At 66.4% G+C, this 18,802-nt stretch carries 18 protein-coding genes and 1 pseudogene; 10 read left to right on the top strand and 9 right to left on the bottom strand.

The window, feature by feature from the left end:
• Positions 1 to 19: 19 nt before the first annotated feature.
• Both J6500_RS22510 and J6500_RS32240 read right to left on the bottom strand, forming a co-directional pair.
• A complete protein-coding gene (locus J6500_RS22510) occupies positions 20 to 742 on the bottom strand; it encodes a LysR substrate-binding domain-containing protein (protein WP_225714883.1) in 723 nt (240 codons plus the stop codon).
• Positions 743 to 781: 39 nt separating this feature from the next.
• Positions 782 to 880 (bottom strand): annotated as a pseudogene (locus J6500_RS32240) (helix-turn-helix domain-containing protein); the annotation flags it as partial.
• Between the two features lie 149 nt (positions 881 to 1,029).
• Between J6500_RS32240 and J6500_RS22500 the strand changes: the two are divergent.
• Both J6500_RS22500 and J6500_RS22495 read left to right on the top strand, forming a co-directional pair.
• A complete protein-coding gene (locus tag J6500_RS22500; RefSeq protein ID WP_376707846.1) occupies positions 1,030 to 1,647 on the top strand; it encodes a pyridoxamine 5'-phosphate oxidase family protein in 618 nt (205 codons plus the stop codon).
• Positions 1,648 to 1,745: 98 nt separating this feature from the next.
• Positions 1,746 to 2,594, top strand: coding sequence for a tetratricopeptide repeat protein (locus tag J6500_RS22495; RefSeq protein WP_225714881.1), 849 nt, complete (start codon positions 1,746 to 1,748; stop codon positions 2,592 to 2,594).
• Between the two features lie 202 nt (positions 2,595 to 2,796).
• Here J6500_RS22495 and J6500_RS22490 read toward each other — a convergent pair whose 3' ends face one another.
• Positions 2,797 to 3,507 carry a hypothetical protein gene (locus J6500_RS22490; RefSeq protein ID WP_225714880.1) on the bottom strand — a complete coding sequence of 237 codons (711 nt, stop codon included), beginning with the start codon at positions 3,505 to 3,507 and terminating at the stop codon, positions 2,797 to 2,799.
• 353 nt (positions 3,508 to 3,860) lie between these two features.
• Between J6500_RS22490 and J6500_RS22485 the strand changes: the two genes are divergently transcribed.
• Complete coding sequence (locus tag J6500_RS22485; protein ID WP_225714879.1) at positions 3,861 to 5,399, top strand: aspartate ammonia-lyase; 1,539 nt, start codon at positions 3,861 to 3,863, stop codon at positions 5,397 to 5,399.
• Between the two features lie 189 nt (positions 5,400 to 5,588).
• Here J6500_RS22485 and J6500_RS22480 read toward each other — a convergent pair whose 3' ends face one another.
• On the bottom strand, positions 5,589 to 7,424 hold the full coding sequence (locus J6500_RS22480; protein ID WP_225714878.1) for a di-heme-cytochrome C peroxidase: 1,836 nt from the start codon (positions 7,422 to 7,424) through the stop codon (positions 5,589 to 5,591).
• A 242-nt stretch (positions 7,425 to 7,666) separates the two neighbouring features.
• Here J6500_RS22480 and J6500_RS22475 point away from each other — a divergent pair, with 242 nt between their 5' ends.
• The gene (locus tag J6500_RS22475; protein ID WP_225714877.1) at positions 7,667 to 8,347 is read left to right on the top strand and encodes an alpha/beta hydrolase family protein; all 681 of its coding nucleotides are present in this window, start codon (positions 7,667 to 7,669) and stop codon (positions 8,345 to 8,347) included.
• A gap of 115 nt (positions 8,348 to 8,462) precedes the next feature.
• Positions 8,463 to 9,191, top strand: coding sequence for an aspartate/glutamate racemase family protein (locus J6500_RS22470; RefSeq protein ID WP_225714876.1), 729 nt, complete (start codon positions 8,463 to 8,465; stop codon positions 9,189 to 9,191).
• 106 nt (positions 9,192 to 9,297) lie between these two features.
• Here the strand turns inward: J6500_RS22470 and J6500_RS22465 are convergent, their stop codons facing one another.
• On the bottom strand, positions 9,298 to 10,074 hold the full coding sequence (locus J6500_RS22465; protein WP_225714875.1) for an SDR family oxidoreductase: 777 nt from the start codon (positions 10,072 to 10,074) through the stop codon (positions 9,298 to 9,300).
• Positions 10,075 to 10,110: 36 nt separating this feature from the next.
• Positions 10,111 to 11,085 (bottom strand): 2-dehydropantoate 2-reductase, encoded by a 975-nt coding sequence (locus J6500_RS22460; RefSeq protein ID WP_225714874.1) that lies wholly within the window; start codon positions 11,083 to 11,085, stop codon positions 10,111 to 10,113.
• A 168-nt stretch (positions 11,086 to 11,253) separates the two neighbouring features.
• Between J6500_RS22460 and J6500_RS22455 the strand changes: the two genes are divergently transcribed.
• Positions 11,254 to 12,054, top strand: coding sequence for an enoyl-CoA hydratase-related protein (locus J6500_RS22455; protein ID WP_225714873.1), 801 nt, complete (start codon positions 11,254 to 11,256; stop codon positions 12,052 to 12,054).
• A 10-nt stretch (positions 12,055 to 12,064) separates the two neighbouring features.
• On the opposite strand, the gene J6500_RS22450 is transcribed toward J6500_RS22455, so the two are convergent.
• The gene (locus J6500_RS22450; protein WP_225714872.1) at positions 12,065 to 12,334 is read right to left on the bottom strand and encodes a hypothetical protein; all 270 of its coding nucleotides are present in this window, start codon (positions 12,332 to 12,334) and stop codon (positions 12,065 to 12,067) included.
• 62 nt (positions 12,335 to 12,396) lie between these two features.
• The gene (locus J6500_RS22445) at positions 12,397 to 13,281 is read right to left on the bottom strand and encodes a LysR family transcriptional regulator (RefSeq protein ID WP_225714871.1); all 885 of its coding nucleotides are present in this window, start codon (positions 13,279 to 13,281) and stop codon (positions 12,397 to 12,399) included.
• 113 nt (positions 13,282 to 13,394) lie between these two features.
• Between J6500_RS22445 and J6500_RS22440 the strand changes: the two genes are divergently transcribed.
• The 4 genes from J6500_RS22440 to J6500_RS22425 all read left to right on the top strand — a co-directional run bounded on the left by J6500_RS22440 (position 13,395) and on the right by J6500_RS22425 (position 17,535).
• Entirely contained in the window at positions 13,395 to 14,756 is a 1,362-nt protein-coding gene (locus tag J6500_RS22440) for an FAD-dependent oxidoreductase (protein WP_225714944.1), read from the top strand.
• 14 nt (positions 14,757 to 14,770) lie between these two features.
• Positions 14,771 to 15,775, top strand: a complete 1,005-nt coding sequence (locus tag J6500_RS22435; RefSeq protein ID WP_225714870.1) for an ABC transporter substrate-binding protein — start codon at positions 14,771 to 14,773, stop codon at positions 15,773 to 15,775.
• 166 nt (positions 15,776 to 15,941) lie between these two features.
• Positions 15,942 to 16,715 (top strand): ABC transporter ATP-binding protein, encoded by a 774-nt coding sequence (locus tag J6500_RS22430; protein WP_225714869.1) that lies wholly within the window; start codon positions 15,942 to 15,944, stop codon positions 16,713 to 16,715.
• Positions 16,708 to 17,535: an ABC transporter permease gene (locus tag J6500_RS22425; RefSeq protein WP_225714868.1), complete on the top strand. Its 828-nt coding sequence runs from the start codon at positions 16,708 to 16,710 to the stop codon at positions 17,533 to 17,535. Before J6500_RS22430 ends, J6500_RS22425 begins: the two co-directional genes overlap by 8 nt.
• 142 nt (positions 17,536 to 17,677) lie before the next feature.
• Here J6500_RS22425 and gtdA read toward each other — a convergent pair whose 3' ends face one another.
• Positions 17,678 to 18,718, bottom strand: a complete 1,041-nt coding sequence (gtdA, locus tag J6500_RS22420; protein ID WP_225714867.1) for a gentisate 1,2-dioxygenase — start codon at positions 18,716 to 18,718, stop codon at positions 17,678 to 17,680.
• Positions 18,719 to 18,802 lie beyond the last annotated feature (84 nt).

The raw sequence follows: 18,802 nt of genomic DNA, 5'->3' as shown, positions 1-18,802 counted from the left end.
CCCTGCTGGCCGGTCCCCTTCACTTGAGCTTGTGCAGCCGCCGTCCGGTCCAGTCGCCGCTGGCGATCAGGCGGTTTGCGATCTCCAGGATCAAACTCGCCACCGCCTGCTGCGCTCGCGTCCTGGGACGGCGCGAGACGCACGCGATGGCGGCGTGGCGCTCGATGACGGGGCGGATGATGCGACGGGCCGCGAGCTTGCCGGCCGCCAATTCGCTGCGCGCCGCGGACAACGGCAGGATGGTTTGCCCGAGACCCGCCGCGACCATCTGCTTGATCGTGGCGAGCGAGTCGATCTCGGCCTTGATGCGCAGCTGATGTCCCGAGGCGAGCATCATCGCGCTGTCGAGGGTCTTGCGGAGGTCGTGCGGTCTGCTCGACATGATGAGGTCGAGCTTGCCGATCTCCCGTAAGGTGATCGGCCGGCCCCGCGTCGCCGTGCTGCGGCTGACGAGGTACAGTTGCTCGGCGATCAAGGGCGTCAATTCGAGCCCCTGCGCCTCGGTGATGTTGAACAGCACCGCGACATCGAGGCGGAACGTATCGAGCCATTCGCGCAGGAAACCGGAATGGCTTTCGACGAGATGGATCGTCACATCAGGCAGCGACGCGAACGCGGCCTGCAGCAGCGGCGTCGCCAGCACCGGCGTCACCGTGGTCGGCAATCCGATCGCGACCCGTCCGACGATGCCGGTGCCGGAAGCGGTGACCGCTTCGCGGGCACGCTCCAGGTCGCGCAGCACCGTCAGGGCGTGTTCCAGGAATGTGCTGCCCGGCGTCGTGAGCCTGATGCCGCGCGCTTCGCGCTCCAGCAGCTTGACGCCGAGCTCGTTCTCGAGCGCGATGACGTGTTGGCTGAGCGAGGGCTGCGCAATGCGGAGCTGCCGCGAGGCTGTCTATCGGTCATTGCTGGCGCTGCGGCAAGGCGACCCAGAGGAAGGGCATCTGGCGGCCAGCGCACTTATGTATTTGTCGCTGCGCGCGCCGCATGGCAGCCTCCGGCCAGTCCTTCGATGCGTGGGAGCCGATCATGGACCCGAGCTATTTCATCCGCGACGAAGCCGGGCTGGTTGCGCTGTATGGCCATGGCAGCCCGGCCTCGCTGGTCAAGGAAGTCGATCACGTTCATCCGCACTATCGCGCCTTCATCGAAGCGTCGAGCTACGTCATCCTGGCGACCAGCGGGGCCGGCGGCCTCGACGCGTCGCCGCGCGGCGATCCGGCAGGTTTTGTCGTCGTCGAGGACGAGCATACGCTGTTGATTCCCGACCGGCGCGGCAACAACCGGGTCGACACACTGCACAATCTCGTTGCCGATCCGCGCATCGCCCTGCTGTTCCTGGTGCCCGGCATCGCCGAGTCCCTGCGCGTAAACGGCAAAGCGACGATTTCGATCGAGCCCACGCTACTGGCAAGGTTTGCGATGGGCGACAAGCCGCCGCGCTCGGTGGTGATCGTCGACGTCGAGACCGTCTATTTCCAGTGTCCGCGTGCAGCCGTCCGCGCCGACCTCTGGAATCCGGACCGGTTCCTGCAGCGTTCGGCCCTGCCGAGCAACGGGACGATCCTGGCCGATCTCAGCAAGGATCAGGGCTATCGCGAACGCGACCACACCCGCGAGGAGACGGTGCGGGCGACGCTCTACTGATGGCCGCGGCGATCCGCCCGCCGCCTCATCACGCGACTGTTGTTGGACGGCTCGCGCCGTGGCGGTGATAAAGGCTGGACAACCATCGTCGCGCGCGCATGCCCAAACCACCTCCACCCACCGCAACCCGTGCTCAGTCTCCGTCGCCAGCCCTGCAGCGCGCTGCGCTCGCGCTGCAGATGGGGCAGCTTGCCGAGGCGGAGCGCCTCGCGGCCGAGGTGTTGAAGGCGAGTCGCACCGATGTTGCCGCGGCATCGATTCTGGCGCGGGCGCTGCTGGCGCAGAACCGTGCGGCGGAAGCGGTCGCGCCGCTGGAGCGGGTCGCGCGGCGCGCCGAGGATTCGGGTCTCGAGACCTTGCTCGGCGCCGCGCTGGGTGGGGCGGGGCGCGGCAGCGAGGCGATCGAGCTGTTGCGCCGGACCACGGCGCGGCGTCCGCCGTTCCTGCCGGCGTTTCAGGAACTCGCCGGCCAGTTGTCGAAAGCCGGCCACGGCGACGAGGCGATCGCCGTGATCGAGAGCGCACTTGGCTTCGCGCCCAACGCGGTCGAACTGCAGCTCGATCTCGCGCGGCTCCTGCTCCATCGCGGCGAGCGCGGCCCAGCGCGGGCGATCCTCGAAATGGCGCGTGCGGCGGCGCCGGATCATCTCGACATCCTGACGGCGCTGGCGCGCGCGCTGCTGCTCGACGGCGACTACGCTGCCGCCGCCGATCTCTATCGCCGCGTGCTGGCGCTGCGCCCCGGCGATGCCGCGACCCGCGCCGACTTTGCCGCGTGCCTCCTGGAGATGGGCGAGCGCGAGGCCGGCGAGGCCAATCTGCGCCAGGCGATGCGCGGCCAGTCGCAGCTGATCGGCCGCGCCACCTACGCGCTGGCGCAGTCCTCGCACGGCCGCTTCTTCTTCCGCCCAAGCGCAATGGCGAAGTTCCTGAGCGAGCCGGGTTAGGGGCGCCGTAGCTCTTACCAAAACCGCAGGATGGGCAAAGCCTAAGGACCGTCTCCGTCATTCCGGGGCGCGCCACTTGGCGCGAGCCCGGAATCCATTTATCCGCTATGCATGCGGCCTGATGGATTCCGGGCTCGCGCTATGCGCGTCCCGGAATGACGGTCGCGCACCACACTCGCTGTCATCCCGCCGACGCCCGCGCCTACGTCCGGAATTGCCGCCGGTACAGTCCGGGCTCGCGACTGATCTTCTTCGTCAGCGCCTGCACGCGCTGCGTCTCCTGCGGCGACATCGCCGCGGTGCGGGCGACCCAGTTGTCGCGCTTCACCGGGATGCATTGGGCGACCGGCGTGCCCTTCGGCAGCACGCCGTTGAAGCGCGTGTCGTACCAGCGTGCGGGGAAATGGATCCAGCTGTCGTGGAACAGGTCGCAATCGACGAGGCCGCTCAGCGTGGTGAATGGCAGGTCGAAGCGATTGACCGGATGCGTGAAGAACAGCGAATAGCCGGCCGGCGCCTCGATGCTCCACAGATTGTGAAACTTGATCACGAAGCGGTCGGCCTCGAACAGCGGCGTGCCCGTCACCTGGCTGCCGTCATGGAAGCCGATCGGCGAGCGTGGGAAGTCGAGCTCGCCGGTGGGAAGGTCGTTTTCCCAAGTGATCGCGCCGTTCTCGACCTTGAGGTCGCAGATCAGCGGCAGCAGGAAGCCCGACGTCATGGCATCGACGAAAGGCGGGCAGCGCTTAACGGTATCCTCGTCGCGCATGTTGACCGCATTGAACGCCTGTGTCGGCATCGTCTTGAGCCAGCCGGGCAGGCCCAGGCTCGCCGGCACCGGCGGCGGGATCTTGCCTTCGAGCTCCGCCGGACAGCGGAATGTGAGGGTCAAGGCGTCAGCAGTCTTGAGCACGATGTTCTGTTCTTGTTGCCGCCCGGGGCGTCAGCGCTTCTCCTGCTGTTAACGGATCGCCGGCGCGTCAGGTCGTCACAAACGCGTGCGTGGTTCGAGAAATGTTTAGAAACAATTGCTTAGCCGGCGTCCACCAGAGGGGAGCGAGGCCGCGCCGGCCATGGCGGCGCCAGCGCACCCGCGCTTCGCACCTGCGAATGTCCGCCGCGGCAACCATCTCGCCGCAGTGTTCGCTCCGACAATCCACGCAAAACGGCGCGACGGGGCTACGGGCGGCATTGGCTTTGGCCCACGGCCGGAGGCATCATGTCGGACACCGCAGAGTCCTCTGCAGCAGGTAACGGAGTGCAGCGATGGCCGAATCCAGGGTTGAGACCACGAGCACCGCAGGCGCCGCGCCGCCATCCGGCGAGAGCTCGAGCCCGAGCGAACTTGCGGTCGCGACCGTCCGCACCGTGCCGATCGAGCAGGCGCAGTCGCGCACCGAGCACGACCTGCTCGGCGAGGACGAGGTGCCGGTCAATGCGCTGTGGGGCATCCACACCAAGCGCGCGGTGATGAACTTTCCGATCACCGGCGTGCCGGTCGGCCACTTCCCGGAATTCGTGCGCGCGCTGGCGCTGGTCAAGCAGGCCGCCGCGCGCGCCAACAAGCGGCTCGGCTATCTGTCGGCGGAGAAGGCCAATGCGATCGAGGCCGCCTGCACACAGGTTGCGACCGACAAGGTCTATGCCGAATCCTTCGTGGTCGACGCGATCCAGGGCGGCGCCGGCACCTCGACCAACATGAACGCCAACGAGGTGATCGCCAACGTCGCGCTGCGGATGATGGGCCGCAAGCCGGGCGATTATCACGCGCTGCATCCGAACGACGACGTCAACATGGCGCAGTCGACCAACGACGCCTATCCGACCGCGCTGCGGCTCGCCGTGATCTTCGCCACCCAGCCCTTGGTGCGCGCACTCGACGATCTCGCCTATGCCTTCAAGGGCAAGGCGGTGGAGTTCGCCGACGTGCTGAAGATGGGCCGCACCCAGTTGCAGGATGCGGTGCCGATGACGCTGGGCCAGGAGTTCGATGCCTTCCACGTCACGGTGAAGGAGGACGTGGCGCGGCTCAACGAAATTTCGGCGCTGTTCCGCGAGGTCAATCTCGGCGCCACCGCGATCGGCACCGGCATCAATGCCGATCCGCGCTACGCCGCGCTCGCCGTCGAGGAATTGTCGCGGCTGTCGGGACAGCCGATGGTGCTGGCCTCGAACCTGATCGAGGCGACCTCCGATCTCGGCGCCTTCGTGCTGTTCTCCGGCGTGCTCAAGCGCGTCGCAGTCAAGCTGTCGAAGATCTGCAACGATCTGCGGCTGCTGTCGTCGGGGCCGCGCACCGGCATCGGCGAGATTCGGCTGCCGGCGGTGCAGGCCGGCTCCTCGATCATGCCCGGCAAGGTCAATCCGGTGATCCCCGAGGTGGTCAACCAGGTCGCGTTCCTCGTCATCGGGCACGATCTCACGGTGACGATGTGCGCGGAGGGCGGGCAGTTGCAGCTCAACGCGTTCGAGCCGACCATCGGTTACTGCGTGCTGAGCTCGCTGCGCATGCTGACCGCGGCGGTCGATACGCTGACCCGGCGCTGCGTCGATGGCATCGAGGCCGACCGCGAGCGCTGCCGCAGCCTGGTGCAGGGCTCGATCGGCCTGATCACGGCGCTGGCGCCCAGCCTCGGCTATGAAGCGAGCTCGCGCGTCGCCCGCCGCGCACTGAAGGAGAACCGCTCGGTCGCCGACATCGTGCTGGAGGAGAAGCTCCTGACCGAGGAGCAGCTGAACCAGCTGCTCGAGCTCGAAGCCATGACGCGCCCGGCGCGGCGGCAAGGTCCGGCGCCGAAGGGGTGAGGCGATGTACTGCTAACATCCGCACAGAAACTGGGCTCCCTCTCCCGCTTGCGGGGGAGGGTTGGGGTGGGGGCTCTCTCCACGAATCGCACTGTGGAGAGAGCCCCACCCGCATCACATCTTCGATGCGATGCGACTTTCCCCGCAAGCGGGAGAGGTGCAGCGGCTCTGCGGCGCGTGTGCGACGCGCTACAGCGTCTTGATGAACTCGATCAAGGCGCGCCGCTCGTCTTCCTTCAACTCCGGCCCGATCACGCCGCGGCGCTTCTCGTTCGAGAACTCATGACCAGAATTGGAGTTGCCGCGCTTGGAGGTGTCGAGCAGGAAGCTGTTCTTGATGTTGTCCCGCCAGACATAGCCGAGATCCTTGGCGTCATACTCCCGGTTGCCGAGATAGAACGTCTTCGGCCGGTCCTTCACTGGCGACAGCAGCGCGTAGATGGTCGGCACCGCGCCGTTGTGCAGGTAGGGCGGCGTCGCCCAGATGCCGTTGAGCGGCCGCACCTTGTAGGCGAGCGGCGCCTGGATCTTGTTCGGCATATAGCCGTCGAAGCGCTTGCGATCCTCGGGCGGAATCTTGTTCTGGTCGTACCAATAGTTGACGGTCTTCTCGACTAGCTCACCCAGCGCCGGTCCGAACGCGCCGTCCTTGATCTTCAGATTGGCCGGCGTCTCCACCGTGCGGTTGGCAAGGCCCTCGGCCTGCGCGCTGTCGGTGCCGATATGGCTGATCGGGATCAGCTCGACGTCGAGCAGCGGCTGGCCGGCCTCGTTCTTGATCCAGCGCTTCTTGTCCTTGAACAGCGCATAGGCCTCGCTCGCGGGCAGCGCCTTGCTGTCGATCGCCGGGCCATGGCACTCTTGGCAGTGCGTCTTGTAGAGCTCGCCGCCCTTCTTCGCGAGGTCCATGTTGATCGGCGGCAGGATGTTCTCCGGCCATTTCGGCGAACTCAGCCCGCCAAAACCCTTGTCCTCGCTCGGCGGCTCGCCGGCGATCATCCGCTCCATCTCGTGCAGCACGTCGATCCGCGCGCTCGATTTGAACAGGCCGGCGGACTCGTCGAGCAGATTGAGCTCGGCGCTGACGCCGAGCGCCTCGCCGGCGTTGCGCACCATCGGCTGCATGATCGAGCCGTCGTATTGTACCCAGCTGAACCACGGCGCGTTCCAGATCCGCGGGAAATGCACCGGCGCGGAGTGCGAGGCGTAGTTGTTGGGATTGTTCAGGTTGATCGAGAACACCTGGTTGCCGATCCGGTTCAGCGCGTCGAGCCGGGCGTAGCCTTCCTCGACGCTGTTGGCGGCAACCTTGGTCTCCAATGCGTTGATATTGGCGTATTGCTTCAGCACCAGATCGAGCTGGCCACGCAGCGCCATGCGCTCGTCGAGGCTGGCGTCCTTGCCGAGGATCTCCTCGGCAAAGCGCGAGAAGCGGCCCGGCCAGAACCGGGTCAGCAGCAGCGACAGGCCGACGCTCTTCTGGAATTCGAACAGATTGGTGTTGGCCGGCCCGCCGTCGATCACGATCTCGGTGCCGCGATAATTGAAGCTGCCGGTGTGGCAGGCGGCGCAGGTCAATCCGATGCCGGTCATGTCGGCCTTGGTGCGAGGGTTGCGGAACGGCGCGCCGTTGGCATCCGCCATCGGACCGCCCTGCGCAAAGCCGATCGGCAGCGGATCGGGCTTGCCCGGGATCACGGTATCGGGAATGAAGCCGAAGCGGCCGAGATAATTGGTGTCGGACAGCCGCGGCGCGGCGCTAAACGGCGGCCAGACCGTCGGCTGCTCCAGCACCATGAACCATTCATGGGGAATGCCGAACGTTCGGGTGCCCTGGTCGGCGTGGTAGAACCAGCGCAGCCGCTCGGCGCTGACGCTCTGGTCGAGCCACACGGTCTTGGCCGCCGGTTGGTAGGCGACGGCCTTGACATGGAAGCTGCTCGCCAGCGTCTCGAGATCGTCCTTGAGGTAAAGCAGGCCGCCAACAAGCAACAGCCCAATGATAACGATCGTCTTGCGAGGCATGCCGTCCCCCAATTCCCGGTCACCGCGCGTCATATGGCCGAGGTATTAAGAATCGCCAAATCGCGATTCACGCTATGCGTGTATCGTGCTGCGCGCCATCCTATAGTGGCGGCGCTTTGTCTAACAACGGAAATGTTGAATCGCTGTGAGCCAGTTCACTTTTCGCAACGGCGGTCGCGGTGTCATTTGCACGCATTGCGGCGGGCAGCTAGAACGATGGAGCAATTTTCGCGAGGCACCGCTTGAACGCTCCCGTCGCGCAACCGCTGACCATCGCAGTCTCGGACACCAGCAAGGTGTCCGCGCTGCTGCTGCACCCGGCGGAGGCGCGCGCGGTCTACGTTTTGGCCCATGGCGCGGGGGCCGGCATGACACACCCGTCGATGGCCGCGATCGCGGATGGCCTGGCTGCGCGCGGCATCGCGACGTTGCGCTATCAATTCCCCTATATGGAGAATGGCAGCAAGCGGCCCGATCCGCCCGCGGTCGCACAAGCCGCCGTGCGCGCCGCGGTGGCGGAGGCGGCGCGGCGTTGCGGCGATCTGCCGCTGTTCGCCGGCGGCAAGTCGTTCGGCGGCCGGATGACGTCGCAGGCGCAGGCCAAGGCGCCGCTCGCCGGCGTACGCGGCCTGGTGTTCCTCGGCTTTCCGCTGCATCCGGCCGGCAAGCCGTCGAGTGATCGCGCCAAGCACCTTGCCGAAGTGAAGATACCGATGCTGTTCGTGCAGGGCACGCGCGATGCGCTGGCTGAGCTCGATCTGCTGCAGCCTGTGGTGAAGGGGCTCGGTGCCCGCGCGGCGCTGCATCTGGTCAAGGAGGCCGATCATTCCTTCCACGTGCTCAAGCGCTCCGGCCGCAACGATGCCGAGGTGATGACCGAGGTGCTGGATGCGTTCGCAGCGTGGGTGGCGAAGATCTCGTAGCCCGGATGCAGCGAAGCGAAATCCGGGAGAGATCATCCGCGGTCAGACTTCCCGGATTGCGCTGCGCTCCATCCGGGCTACGCTTCGCCGCGAAAGGGGATACTAACCTCCAGCCATGACAAAAATCCTGATCGTCAATCCCAACACCACCGCCTCGATGACCGCGACCATCGCCGCCGCAGCGCAGGCGGTTGCCGCACCGGGCACCGAGATCTCGGCCGTCACCTCGTCAACGGGACCGGCCTCGATTGAAGGCTTCTATGACGAGGCGTTTGCCGTTCCCGGCCTGATCGAGGCGCTGTTGAATGCGCCTGACGCCGATGCCGGCATCATCGCCTGCTTCGACGACACCGGGCTCGACGCTGCGCGCTCAGTGGCGCGCTATCCGGTGGTCGGCATCTGCGAGGCGGCGCTGGTCACCGCAGGGCAGATCGGCAAGCGGATCGGCATCGTCACCACGCTGCCGCGCTCGATCGTGCCGCTGGAGGATCTGGTCCGCCGCTACGGCTTTGCCGGCCGCGCCGTGGTCACCGCCTGCGACGTTCCGGTGCTCGATCTCGAGAAGCCGGGCTCGGGGGCGAAGACGAAGCTGCAGGCGGAGATCGCGCGGGCGCTGGACAAGGGCGCTGATGCCATCGTGCTCGGCTGCGCCGGCATGGCCGATCTCGCGCATGAACTCTCGGCGCAGTTCGGCGTGCCGGTTGTCGACGGCGTCGCCGCCGCCGTGAAGCAGGCCGAAGCGCTCGCCGGCCTCAAGCTCACGACGTCACGCCGCGGCGCCTACGCCTCGCCGGCAGCAAAGGGATACATCGGGCTGTTGGAGCGGTTTGCGCCGAAGAAGTGACGGCGTCATTGCGAGCGAAGTTTCGTAGCCCGGATAGAGCGAAGCGCAATCCGGGACAGATCATCCGCGGTTACAGTGGGCTTCGCTGCGTCCGGGCTACGGTCAATCACACCGGCCCGCCGTAGATCTTGTCGCGCAGGCGGCGCATGCCGGACAGCCAGCGGTCGCGATTGGTGGCCTTGCGCTGCATGTATTCCTGTACCTGAGGATGCGAGAGGATCAGGAAGCGTTCCTCCGCCATCGCCGCGATCACCATGCGGGCGACCTCGGCCGGCTGGAGCACGCCGTCGACGCGCGCCGCGCTCGGCCCCGGCGTCGTCATGCCGGTCTGTACCGATTGCGGGCACAGCACCGAGACGCGGATGCCGCGATCGCCATACTGGATGGCGAGATGCTCGGCGAGCGCGACTGCGGCGCTCTTCGTCACGCCATAGGCCATCGAGTTCAGCGACGCCAAGAGTCCCGCGGCCGACGCGGTGTTGAGCAGGTAGCCGGAGCCGCGCGCCAGCATGCCCGGCACCAGCGCCCGCGCCGCGAATACGTGGCCCATCACATGAACCCGCCAGCTGACGTCCCAGTCGGCGTCCGACGCTGTCTCCTGTCCCTTGCGCGACAGTCCGGCGTTGGAGAAGAACACGTCGACCGGACCGTATTTGTCCTCGGCGGCGGCGATCAGTGCCTTGACGTCCTCCTCGAGCCCGACATCGGCCGTGACGCCGAGACCGTCGATGTCGCCGGCGACGCTGGCGAGCCGGTCGCGCGAGGTTTTCAAATCGGCGACCACGACGCCGCGCGCGCCGGCCTCGGCATAGGCCCGCGCCACCGCTTCACCGATCCCGCTCGCGCCGCCGGTGACGACGCAGACCTTGTTCCTGACTTGCATGCTGCGATTCCCTGCTTGTTGTCGTTGCGTCGATTGTCAGCCCTGATACAGCCCCTTGTCACGCGCCTTCTGGATGGCGAGCGCGGCCATCAGGTCGAGCATCGGGGTGGCGAGGCCGGCGGCGCGCGCGAAGGCGGCCGGGGCGCGCACCAGCACGTCGATCTCCATGGCGCGGCCGAGCTCGTAGTCCTGCAGGATCGATGGCTTGTGGTCCGGCGCCGGCACCGAGCGCGTGACGCGCTTGACGTCGGGGATATAGCGCGTCGCAATCGCAGTGGCCTCGTCGAGCAGGCGCGGAATCACCTCCTGCATCGCCGGATCGTCGCGAACGCCGCGCGCGGTCAGCCCGGTCAGGAGGCACAGCACCGACATCGACATGTTGGTGAGCAGCTTCGACCAGATCGTCTCGCGGATCTCCTTCACGTCGGGCGATTCGATCTCGGCCTTGCTGAGCACCGCGCGCAGCTCGGCGATGCGCTCGCTGCGGCGATCGTCGCATTCGCCGATCAGGAGCCGGTTGCGCTCGGGCGAGAGGTTCGCGACGACGCTGGGCGCGATCACCTCGTTGGACGAGAAGATCACGCCGCCGATGATCCGCTGTTTTGCGACGGCCGCGCGCAGCCGTCCGCCGGGATCGAGGAAGCCGAGATCGGGAATGTCGGGGTGATGGGCCGGCAGGCCGAGATCGTACCACCAGGGAATGCCGTTCTGTGCGAACACGACTCCCGTGTCGTCATGCAGCAGCGGCTCAAGGCCGGTTGCGAGCGCATCGACGCCGGTCGCCTTCAGCGTGCTGATGACGACATCCTGCGGCCCGAGCTCGGCGGGTTCGGCCGATGCCTTCACTTCCGCGGTGACGGCGGTGTCTCCGACCTTCAGCGTCAGGCCGCCAGCCTTGACCGCGTCGAGGTGCGGCCCGCGCATCACGCAGGACACGTCATGTCCGGCGCGCGCCAGCCGAACCGCAAAATGACTGCCGACGGCGCCGGCGCCGAAAATGCAAATGCGCATGGAGGGGAGTCCTTGCCGAGATGTCGCGCCAGTTTCCATGAGCAGGCGGCCTCGCGCAACCGGTCATGCGCCTGACGCGGCCCGGCGCGCCGGAAAGTGATGGATCGGGCCATCGTCTCTCGGCCATAGTGCCTCGCACGACAAGATGCCGAACGAGGGAGATCGTCCATGTCCGCCAGCCCAGTCCTGTGGAGTCTCGATGAACGCGGGGTCGCGACCGTCACGCTGAACCGCCCCGAGGTGAACAACGCCTATGACGGCGCGCTGATCCAGGGCGTGCTGGCGGCGATCGACGATCTCTCGGGCAAGCCGGTGCGTGTCGTCGTGCTCAAGGGCAATGGCAAGCACTTTCAGGCCGGCGCCGATCTGAAGTGGATCAACAGCGTGCGGCCGAAATCATCAGAGGAGAACGAGGCGGCCTCGCGCGCCACCTTCGAAGCGGTGCAGCGGCTCAACACGCTGCCGGTTCCGACGGTGGCGCTGGTGCAGGGCGGCTGCTTCGGCGGCGGCACCGGCGTGATCGCGGCGTGCGATGTGGTGATTGCGGCCGACAACGCGCTGTTCTCGATCACCGAGGTGCGCTGGGGACTGACGGCGGCGATCATCATTCCCCAGCTCTGCGATGCGATCGGCGTTCGCCAGGTGCGCCGCTACGCACTGACCGGCGAGCGTTTCGGTGCCGACGATGCGCGCCGCATCGGTCTCGTGCACGAGGTGGTGCCGCTGGCCGATCTCGATGGCGCCGGCGCCAAGGTGGTCGAGCAGCTGCTGGCGAACGCGCCGAATGCGCTGGCCGAGACCAAGAAGCTGGCGCTGGAAAGCTCGTTCGGCGGCATGGCCGTCGACGACGCGGCCTACAAGCGCCTGGTTCATCTGCATTCCGCCAAGCGGCAGACCGCCGAGGCCGCCGAAGGGCTGGCGTCATTCGCCGAGAAGCGCGCGGGCCGCTGGAGCGGCGGCACGGCGTAAGCCTCGCCGCTCAGCAGCCGTTGCAGATGCCGCGGATGCTGCGATAGACCTGCTCGTCGTCGCGGCGCATCTGCTGCAGTGATTGCAACGTCTTCGCTTCCGCTGATGGCGCGGCCATGGGCGCAGCGTCGGGCTTGCGCCGGACCGTGAGCTCTTGCTCTTGCCGTTGGTAGCAGGCATCGCGCTCAGCCTTGTCCTGGATGAATCGGCAGGTCTCGATCGCTGCTGCCGGCGTGGCAACGACGATAAGACCGAGCGAAGCTGAGACCAGCAGTTTCAAGACGGCGATCCTTTCGCACTGTTGTCTCAGGTCCGCGCCACCGAGGCAAGATCGGCTTCACCTCACAGCGGCTGTGCCAGCGATGTCTTCAGCGACTTGAGCAGGGCCTGCACCGCGGCGGCGTCGATGCGGCGCTCGGGCACAGTGGCCTTCACCCACAATTCGGGGATCGGAAATTCCGTGAGCACCGGCCGCAAGGTGCGATCGCGCAGCGCGTCCGCGACCAGATAGTGCGAGAGCAGCGCGATGCCGTTGCCGGCGACCGCGCTCTGCGCCAGCACGCGACCCTCGTTCGAGGACAAATAGGGCCGCACCTGGATGTTGATGCGGCCGCGGGATCCCTCGAACGGCCATTCCGGGCCGGTCGGCAGAAAACTGAGGCAGCGATGGTCGACCAGGTCGCGCGGATGCTTCGGCGTGCCGTGCTTCTTCAGATAGGCGGGCGAAGCGCAGAGCAGGCGGGGCAGCCGGCACAGCGGCTCGTCGACGACGCCGCCGAACGAATGCGGGAAGGCGCCGATTGCGATGTCGAAACCTTCGGTCACTGGATCGACCGGGCGGTCGATCATCACGATCTCCAGCTTCACGCTGGCGTTCTGTTGCTGGAAGATCGTGAAGGCGTCGGCGAGCCGCGCCACCGTCAGCGAGGTCGGCGCCTTGACGCGCAGATGATCGGTGAGGTCGCGCTGCTTCTCGCCCATCCGCGACAACAGATCGCCGACATCGGCGACGACGCCGCGGGCGCGATGCACATATTGCTGGCCGGCTTCCGTCAGCCGCAATTGCCGCGTCGAGCGGTGGAATAGTGCGGTGCCGATCCGCTCCTCGAGCTGGGTGACGCGCTTTGCCACCACCGATGTCGCGACGTTGAGTTTTCGCGCGGCAGCGGAAAAGCCGCCGGCATCGGCAGTCGCGAGGAAGGCTTCGAGGTTGACCAGCGTATCCATCTGCCTTTCTCGATTCGAGAAAACTGATTACATAATTTGGTGGATTGTACTGCAATCCGCATCAATTCATAGTTCGCCCAATCAACTTTGTTCAGGGCGGAAATACGGAAATGATGCGGGCGAACACGATCGCAGAACCTGCGCGGCAGGTCCCGGTTTACGGCGAATATGACGTGGTGGTGCTCGGCGGCGGACCGGCCGGCATCGCAGCCGCGGTGGCCGCGGCGCGCGCCGGACGGCGGACGCTGCTGATCGAGCGCTACGGCTTCCTCGGCGGCATGGGCACCGCGGCGGGCGTGACCAATTTCTGCGGGCTGCACGCCAATGTGTTCGGCGAGATGCACCGCGTGGTGCAGGGCATCGCCTCTGACCTCCTGGCGCGGATCGACCGGCTCGGCGGGCTCAACGCGCCGCATCTGATCCTCGGCAAGATCCTCGCGCAGGCCTACGACACCGCGGCGTACAAGATCGCCGCGGACGATCTGCTGGCACAGCACAAGGTCGACATCCTCTTCCATGCGCTCGGTGCCGGCGTCGTGATGGACGGCGCGCAGATCCGCGCGCTGATGGTGGAGACCAAGGCCGGCCGGAAGGCCGTGCTGGCCAGCATCTTCATCGATTGCTCCGGCGACGGCGACCTCGCGGTGTGGGCCGGCGCACCCTATGAGGTCGGCGATAATGCCGGCAGCATGCTCTATCCCTCGATGATGTTCCGCCTCAACGGCATCGATCCGGCAAAGGCTGGCGATGCCTGGCGCACCATTCCGGAGCGGATGGCGCAGGCGGAGGCCGCGGGCACCCACAAATTCCCGCGCAAATCCGCGATCGTGCGGCCGCAGAAATCGCAGATCGAATGGCGGGTGAACTTCACCCAGATGGCGCGCAGCGACGGCAGCGCGATTTCCGGCATCGATCCCGACGACATGACGCGCGGCGAGATCGAGGGCCGCCGCCAGGCAGTCGAGGCCTTCGCCTTCCTGCGCACGCTGCCGGGCTTTGAAAATTCCTACATCGTCGATCTGCCGCCGCAGCTCGGCATCCGCGAGACGCGGCGCGTGATCGGCGGCTACATGCTGTCCGGCGAGGATGTGCTGGGCTGTGCTTCGTTCGAGGATTCCATCGGCGTCAACGGCTGGCCGAAGGAATCCCATGTGCCGGGCGACGTGGTCTTCGAGTTTCCGCCGATCCCGGAATCGCGCGGCTACAATGAATTGCCGTATCGCATGCTTGTGCCCGGCGGTGTTGACAATCTCTTGATCGCCGGCCGCTGCGCCTCGATGACCCATGAGGGGCAATCCGCAGCGCGCGTCTCCGGTGCCTGCTTCGTGATGGGCGAGGCGGCGGGAACCGCGGCCGCGCTGGCGCTGTCGGGCAACACGATTCCGCGCGACATTTCCGTCGAAAAGTTGCAACAACAGCTTGGCAGGCAGGGCGCGTTCATCGGCCGCGATCAGGCCGTGCCCGAAGGGATCTAGGCGGAGAAATAATAATGAAGGGGTGGATGCGTCTCGCACTTGCGGGTCTCGTGATGTGGGCGGCGAGCGGCATCGCGCGCGCCGACGATCTCCTGAAGGCGAAGATCGGCGTGCTGCGGCTGTCGTCCTCGGCGCCGGTGTTCATCGCGCAGGACAAGGGCTATTTTCGCGACGCCGGCCTCGATGTCGAGCTGAAGTTCTTCGACGCGGCGCAGCCGATCGCCGTCGCCACCACGTCGGGCGATGTCGATTTCGGCATCACCGCCTTCACCGCCGGGCTCTACAATCTCGCCAGCAAGGGCACGCTGAAGGTGATCGGCGGCATGAGCCGCGAGAAGGCCGGCTATCCGCTGATCGGCTATTTCGCCAGCAACAACGCTTATGCAAGCGGCCTCAAGACGCCGAAGGATCTCGCCGGCAAGCGCATTGCGGTGACCCAGGTCGGCTCAAGCTTCCACTATTCGATCGGCCTGCTCGCCGACAAATACGGCTTCAAGCTGTCGGATGTGAAGATCGTGCCGCTGCAATCGCTGTCGAACGCTGCCGCGGCGCTGAAGGGCGAGACCGTCGACGCCGCGCTGCTGCCGATCTCGACCGCGCGTACGCTGATGGATTCCGGCGGCGCCAAGTTCCTGGGCTGGGTCGGCGACGAGACGCCGTGGCAGCTCGGCGCGATCTTCGCCTCGCCGAAGACGCTGACCAACGCACAGATGGTGACGAAGCTGCTGGCGGCGCTGGTGCGCGCCGACCGCGAATATCACGACGTGATCCTGGCGACGATCAGGGACGGCGTGGTGCCGATCAACGAGACGACAAAGCCGCTGCTCGAGATCATCGCCAAGTACACCAATCTCCCGGTCGAGCAGGTGGTCGGCAACTGCGCCTATGTCGATCCCGACGGCAAGCTCGACGTCAAGAACGTCGACAACCAGATCAAATGGCTGCAGGGCGAGGGTTTTGTCGACAAGGGCTTTGATGCGAATGCGATCGTCGCCAAGGACTATGTGAAGGCGGATTGATGTCACGGCCTCGCGCAATCTACACCCACCCCGTCATCCCGAGGAGTGCGCACTTGCGCACGTCTCGAAGGATGCACGGCCCGGCTCCATCCCGGCCGTCGACCCTTCGAGACGCCGCTGCGCGGCTCCTTAGGGTAACGGGTTTGGAAGTGAGCTTGTAGGCGCCATGGACCTGATCGCCGACCACATCTCGCATCGCTTCGGGGCACTCGACGTGCTCGACGATGTCTCCTTCACCGTCCGCGCCGGAGAAGTCGTGGCCATCGTCGGGCCGTCCGGCTGCGGCAAGAGCACGTTGCTCCAGATCCTCGGCGGCCTGCTGCGGCCGGGCAAGGGCGCGGCCGAATTGCGCGGCGCGGCGCCGGCGGGCAGCCTCAACCCGCTGACCTTCGTGTTCCAGGATTTTGCGCTGCTGCCGTGGAATACGGTCGAGGAGAACGTCGCCTTTCCGCTGCTGCATACCGGCCTCAGCGCCGGCGAGCGCGCCGCGGTGATCGACGACGCGCTGCGCCGCACGGGCCTGACGGATTTCGCCTCCGCCTATCCGAAGCAATTGTCCGGCGGCATGCGCCAGCGGGTCGGCATCGCGCGGGCGCTCGCGGTGCGGCCGGCGATCCTGCTGATGGACGAGCCGCTGTCGGCGCTGGATTCGCAGACTCGCGAGCTGCTGATGGAGGATTTCGTTCGTCTGCTCGCCGACGGCACGATGGGCGCGGTCTATGTCACGCATAACCTGGAAGAGGCGGTGCGGCTCGCCGACCGCGTCCTGGTGCTGTCGCGCCGCCCCGGCCGTATCAGGGAGATCGTGACGATCCCGATGACGCGCGCCGAGCGCGGCGCGGCGGATGCGCGCGGGCAGCTCGCCGAGCTGCAAGGCGAACTATGGTCGCTGATCCGCAAAGAGGCGATCGACGCCGAGCGCGAGGTCCAGCATGCTTGACCGTGCGACTCCGGAAACAGAAGCGCAGCCGACGGACGCACCGCGGCCGGTGGAGTTTCGCGGCGCCGGATTCGCGCCAGGCGGCAGCCGTTATTCGGGCTGGGTCGCGCTCGCCCTTGTGATCGCGATCTGGCAGCTCGCCGGCAGCGCCGGCTGGGTCAATCCGCTGTTCCTGCCGGCGCCGTCGGCGATCGCGGTGGCGATCTACAAGCTCGCGACCTCGGGCGCGCTATGGCAGCATCTCTCCTGGTCGATCATGCGCATCGGATCGGGCTGGTTCATCGGCACGATCGCCGGCGTCATCGTCGGCTTTGCGATCGGGCTGTCCACCATGGCGCGCGGCGTCGGCATCACGTTCATCTCGGCGCTGTTCCCGATTCCGAAGATCGCGCTGCTGCCGCTTTTGATCCTGTGGCTCGGGATCGGCGAGGAGCCGAAGATCGCGACCATAGCACTTGGGGTGTTCTTCTCGACCGCGATCTCGGTCTATAGCGGCGTCGACGCGGTGCCGCGCAACCTGATCCGGATGGCGCAGAGCTTCAACGTGCCGTTCCACGCCATCGTGCGCCGCGTGATCTGGCCGGGCGCGCTGCCCTCGATCCTCGCCGGCTTCCGCATCACCGCCTCGGTCGCGCTGCTGCTGGTCGTGAGCGCCGAGATGATCGGCGCGCAATACGGCATCGGCGCCTTCGTGCTGCAGGCCGGCAACCTGATGCAGACCGACCAGCTGCTCGCCGGCGTCGTGATCCTGTCGCTGTTCGGGCTCGCGGTAGGGAAGCTGATCAACCTGCTCGAGGCGCGGCTGCTGCACTGGCGGTGAGGTCCGCCGCCTTTCGCCCTCGTCCCGGCGAAGGCCGGGACCCATAACCACAGGATTTTGTGGTTGTGTTTGCTGGGGGCCAGCCGGCTTCAACAATTTGCATCGGTGGTAATGGGTCCCGGCCTTCGCCGGGACGACGCATTCAGGCGTTGCCGCGATCCTCGCGGAACAGGTCGAGCTTCTGCTGCACCGGGCGGTCGGAGAACGAGAACAGCACCGAGTCCGCATCGGCCTCGTGCGTGACCCAGTGCCAGCTCGGCACCACGAACAGGTCGCGCGGACCCCATTCGAAGGTCTGGTCGCCGATCCTGGTGCGGCCCTTGCCCTCGATGGCGGCAAACACGGTGGCATCGGTCGAACGATAGCGCGCGGTCTTGAAACCCTTCGGCAGCAGCTGGATGAAGGTGCCGATGGTCGGCATCGCAAAGTCGCCGGTCTCGGGATTGGAGAAGCGCAGCTTCAGGCCGTGGCAGGCATCCCACTCCTCGGCGGTCCGCGCCTTCTCCAGCGCCTCGCGGGTGTAGTCATAGGGATAGTTGAAGATCGGCGAGGTCTTCGACGTCCGTTTCTGATCGACCGGCAACAGATTGTGGCCGTAGCGCGCGAAGCTGGCACCGGCCGGTTTCGAAATCTGCTGCTGGTCCTCCTTGGCGCTTTCGGCGAAGGAGCAATCGAAGAACTGCACCATGGGGATGTCGAGGCCGTCGAGCCAGAACATCGGCTCATTGGTTTCGTTGGAATGATCGTGCCAGGTCATCGACGGCGTGATGACGAAATCGCCTGGCGCCATCGCGGTACGCTCGCCGTCGACGGCGGTGTAGGCGCCCTTGCCCTCGAGCACGAAACGCAGCGCCGACTGGGTGTGGCGATGCGCCGGCGCGACGTCGCCCGGCACCACCATCTGCACGCCGGCGAACAGCGAGGTCGTGATCCTGGACTGGCCGCGCAGGCCGGGATTCTCCAGCACCAGCACACGGCGTTCGGCTTCCTTGGCCGTGATCAGTCTGCCGGCCTCGTTCATGTAGTCGCGGATATGATCGAACTTCCACAGATGCGGGCGGCAGGCGCTGCGCGGCTCCGGCGTGACCAGATCGCCCAGCACGTTCCACAGCGCCGAGAGATTCTCGCCGTCGATCTTCTTGTAGAACGCCTCGCGCTCCGGGGTCTTCTGCACGGCTTCCATGGCGAGCCTCCCGTCATTCTTGTCGGTTCAATTTAATTGACAGTATACTGACAATATGGCTAGCGTCAATCAACCAAGCCAATC

It is taken from the genome of Bradyrhizobium semiaridum (assembly GCF_020329505.1).
Classification (GTDB): domain Bacteria; phylum Pseudomonadota; class Alphaproteobacteria; order Rhizobiales; family Xanthobacteraceae; genus Bradyrhizobium; species Bradyrhizobium semiaridum.
Note: the sequence above shows the minus strand (reverse complement) of the source record. Positions and strands in the feature narration are given on the sequence as shown.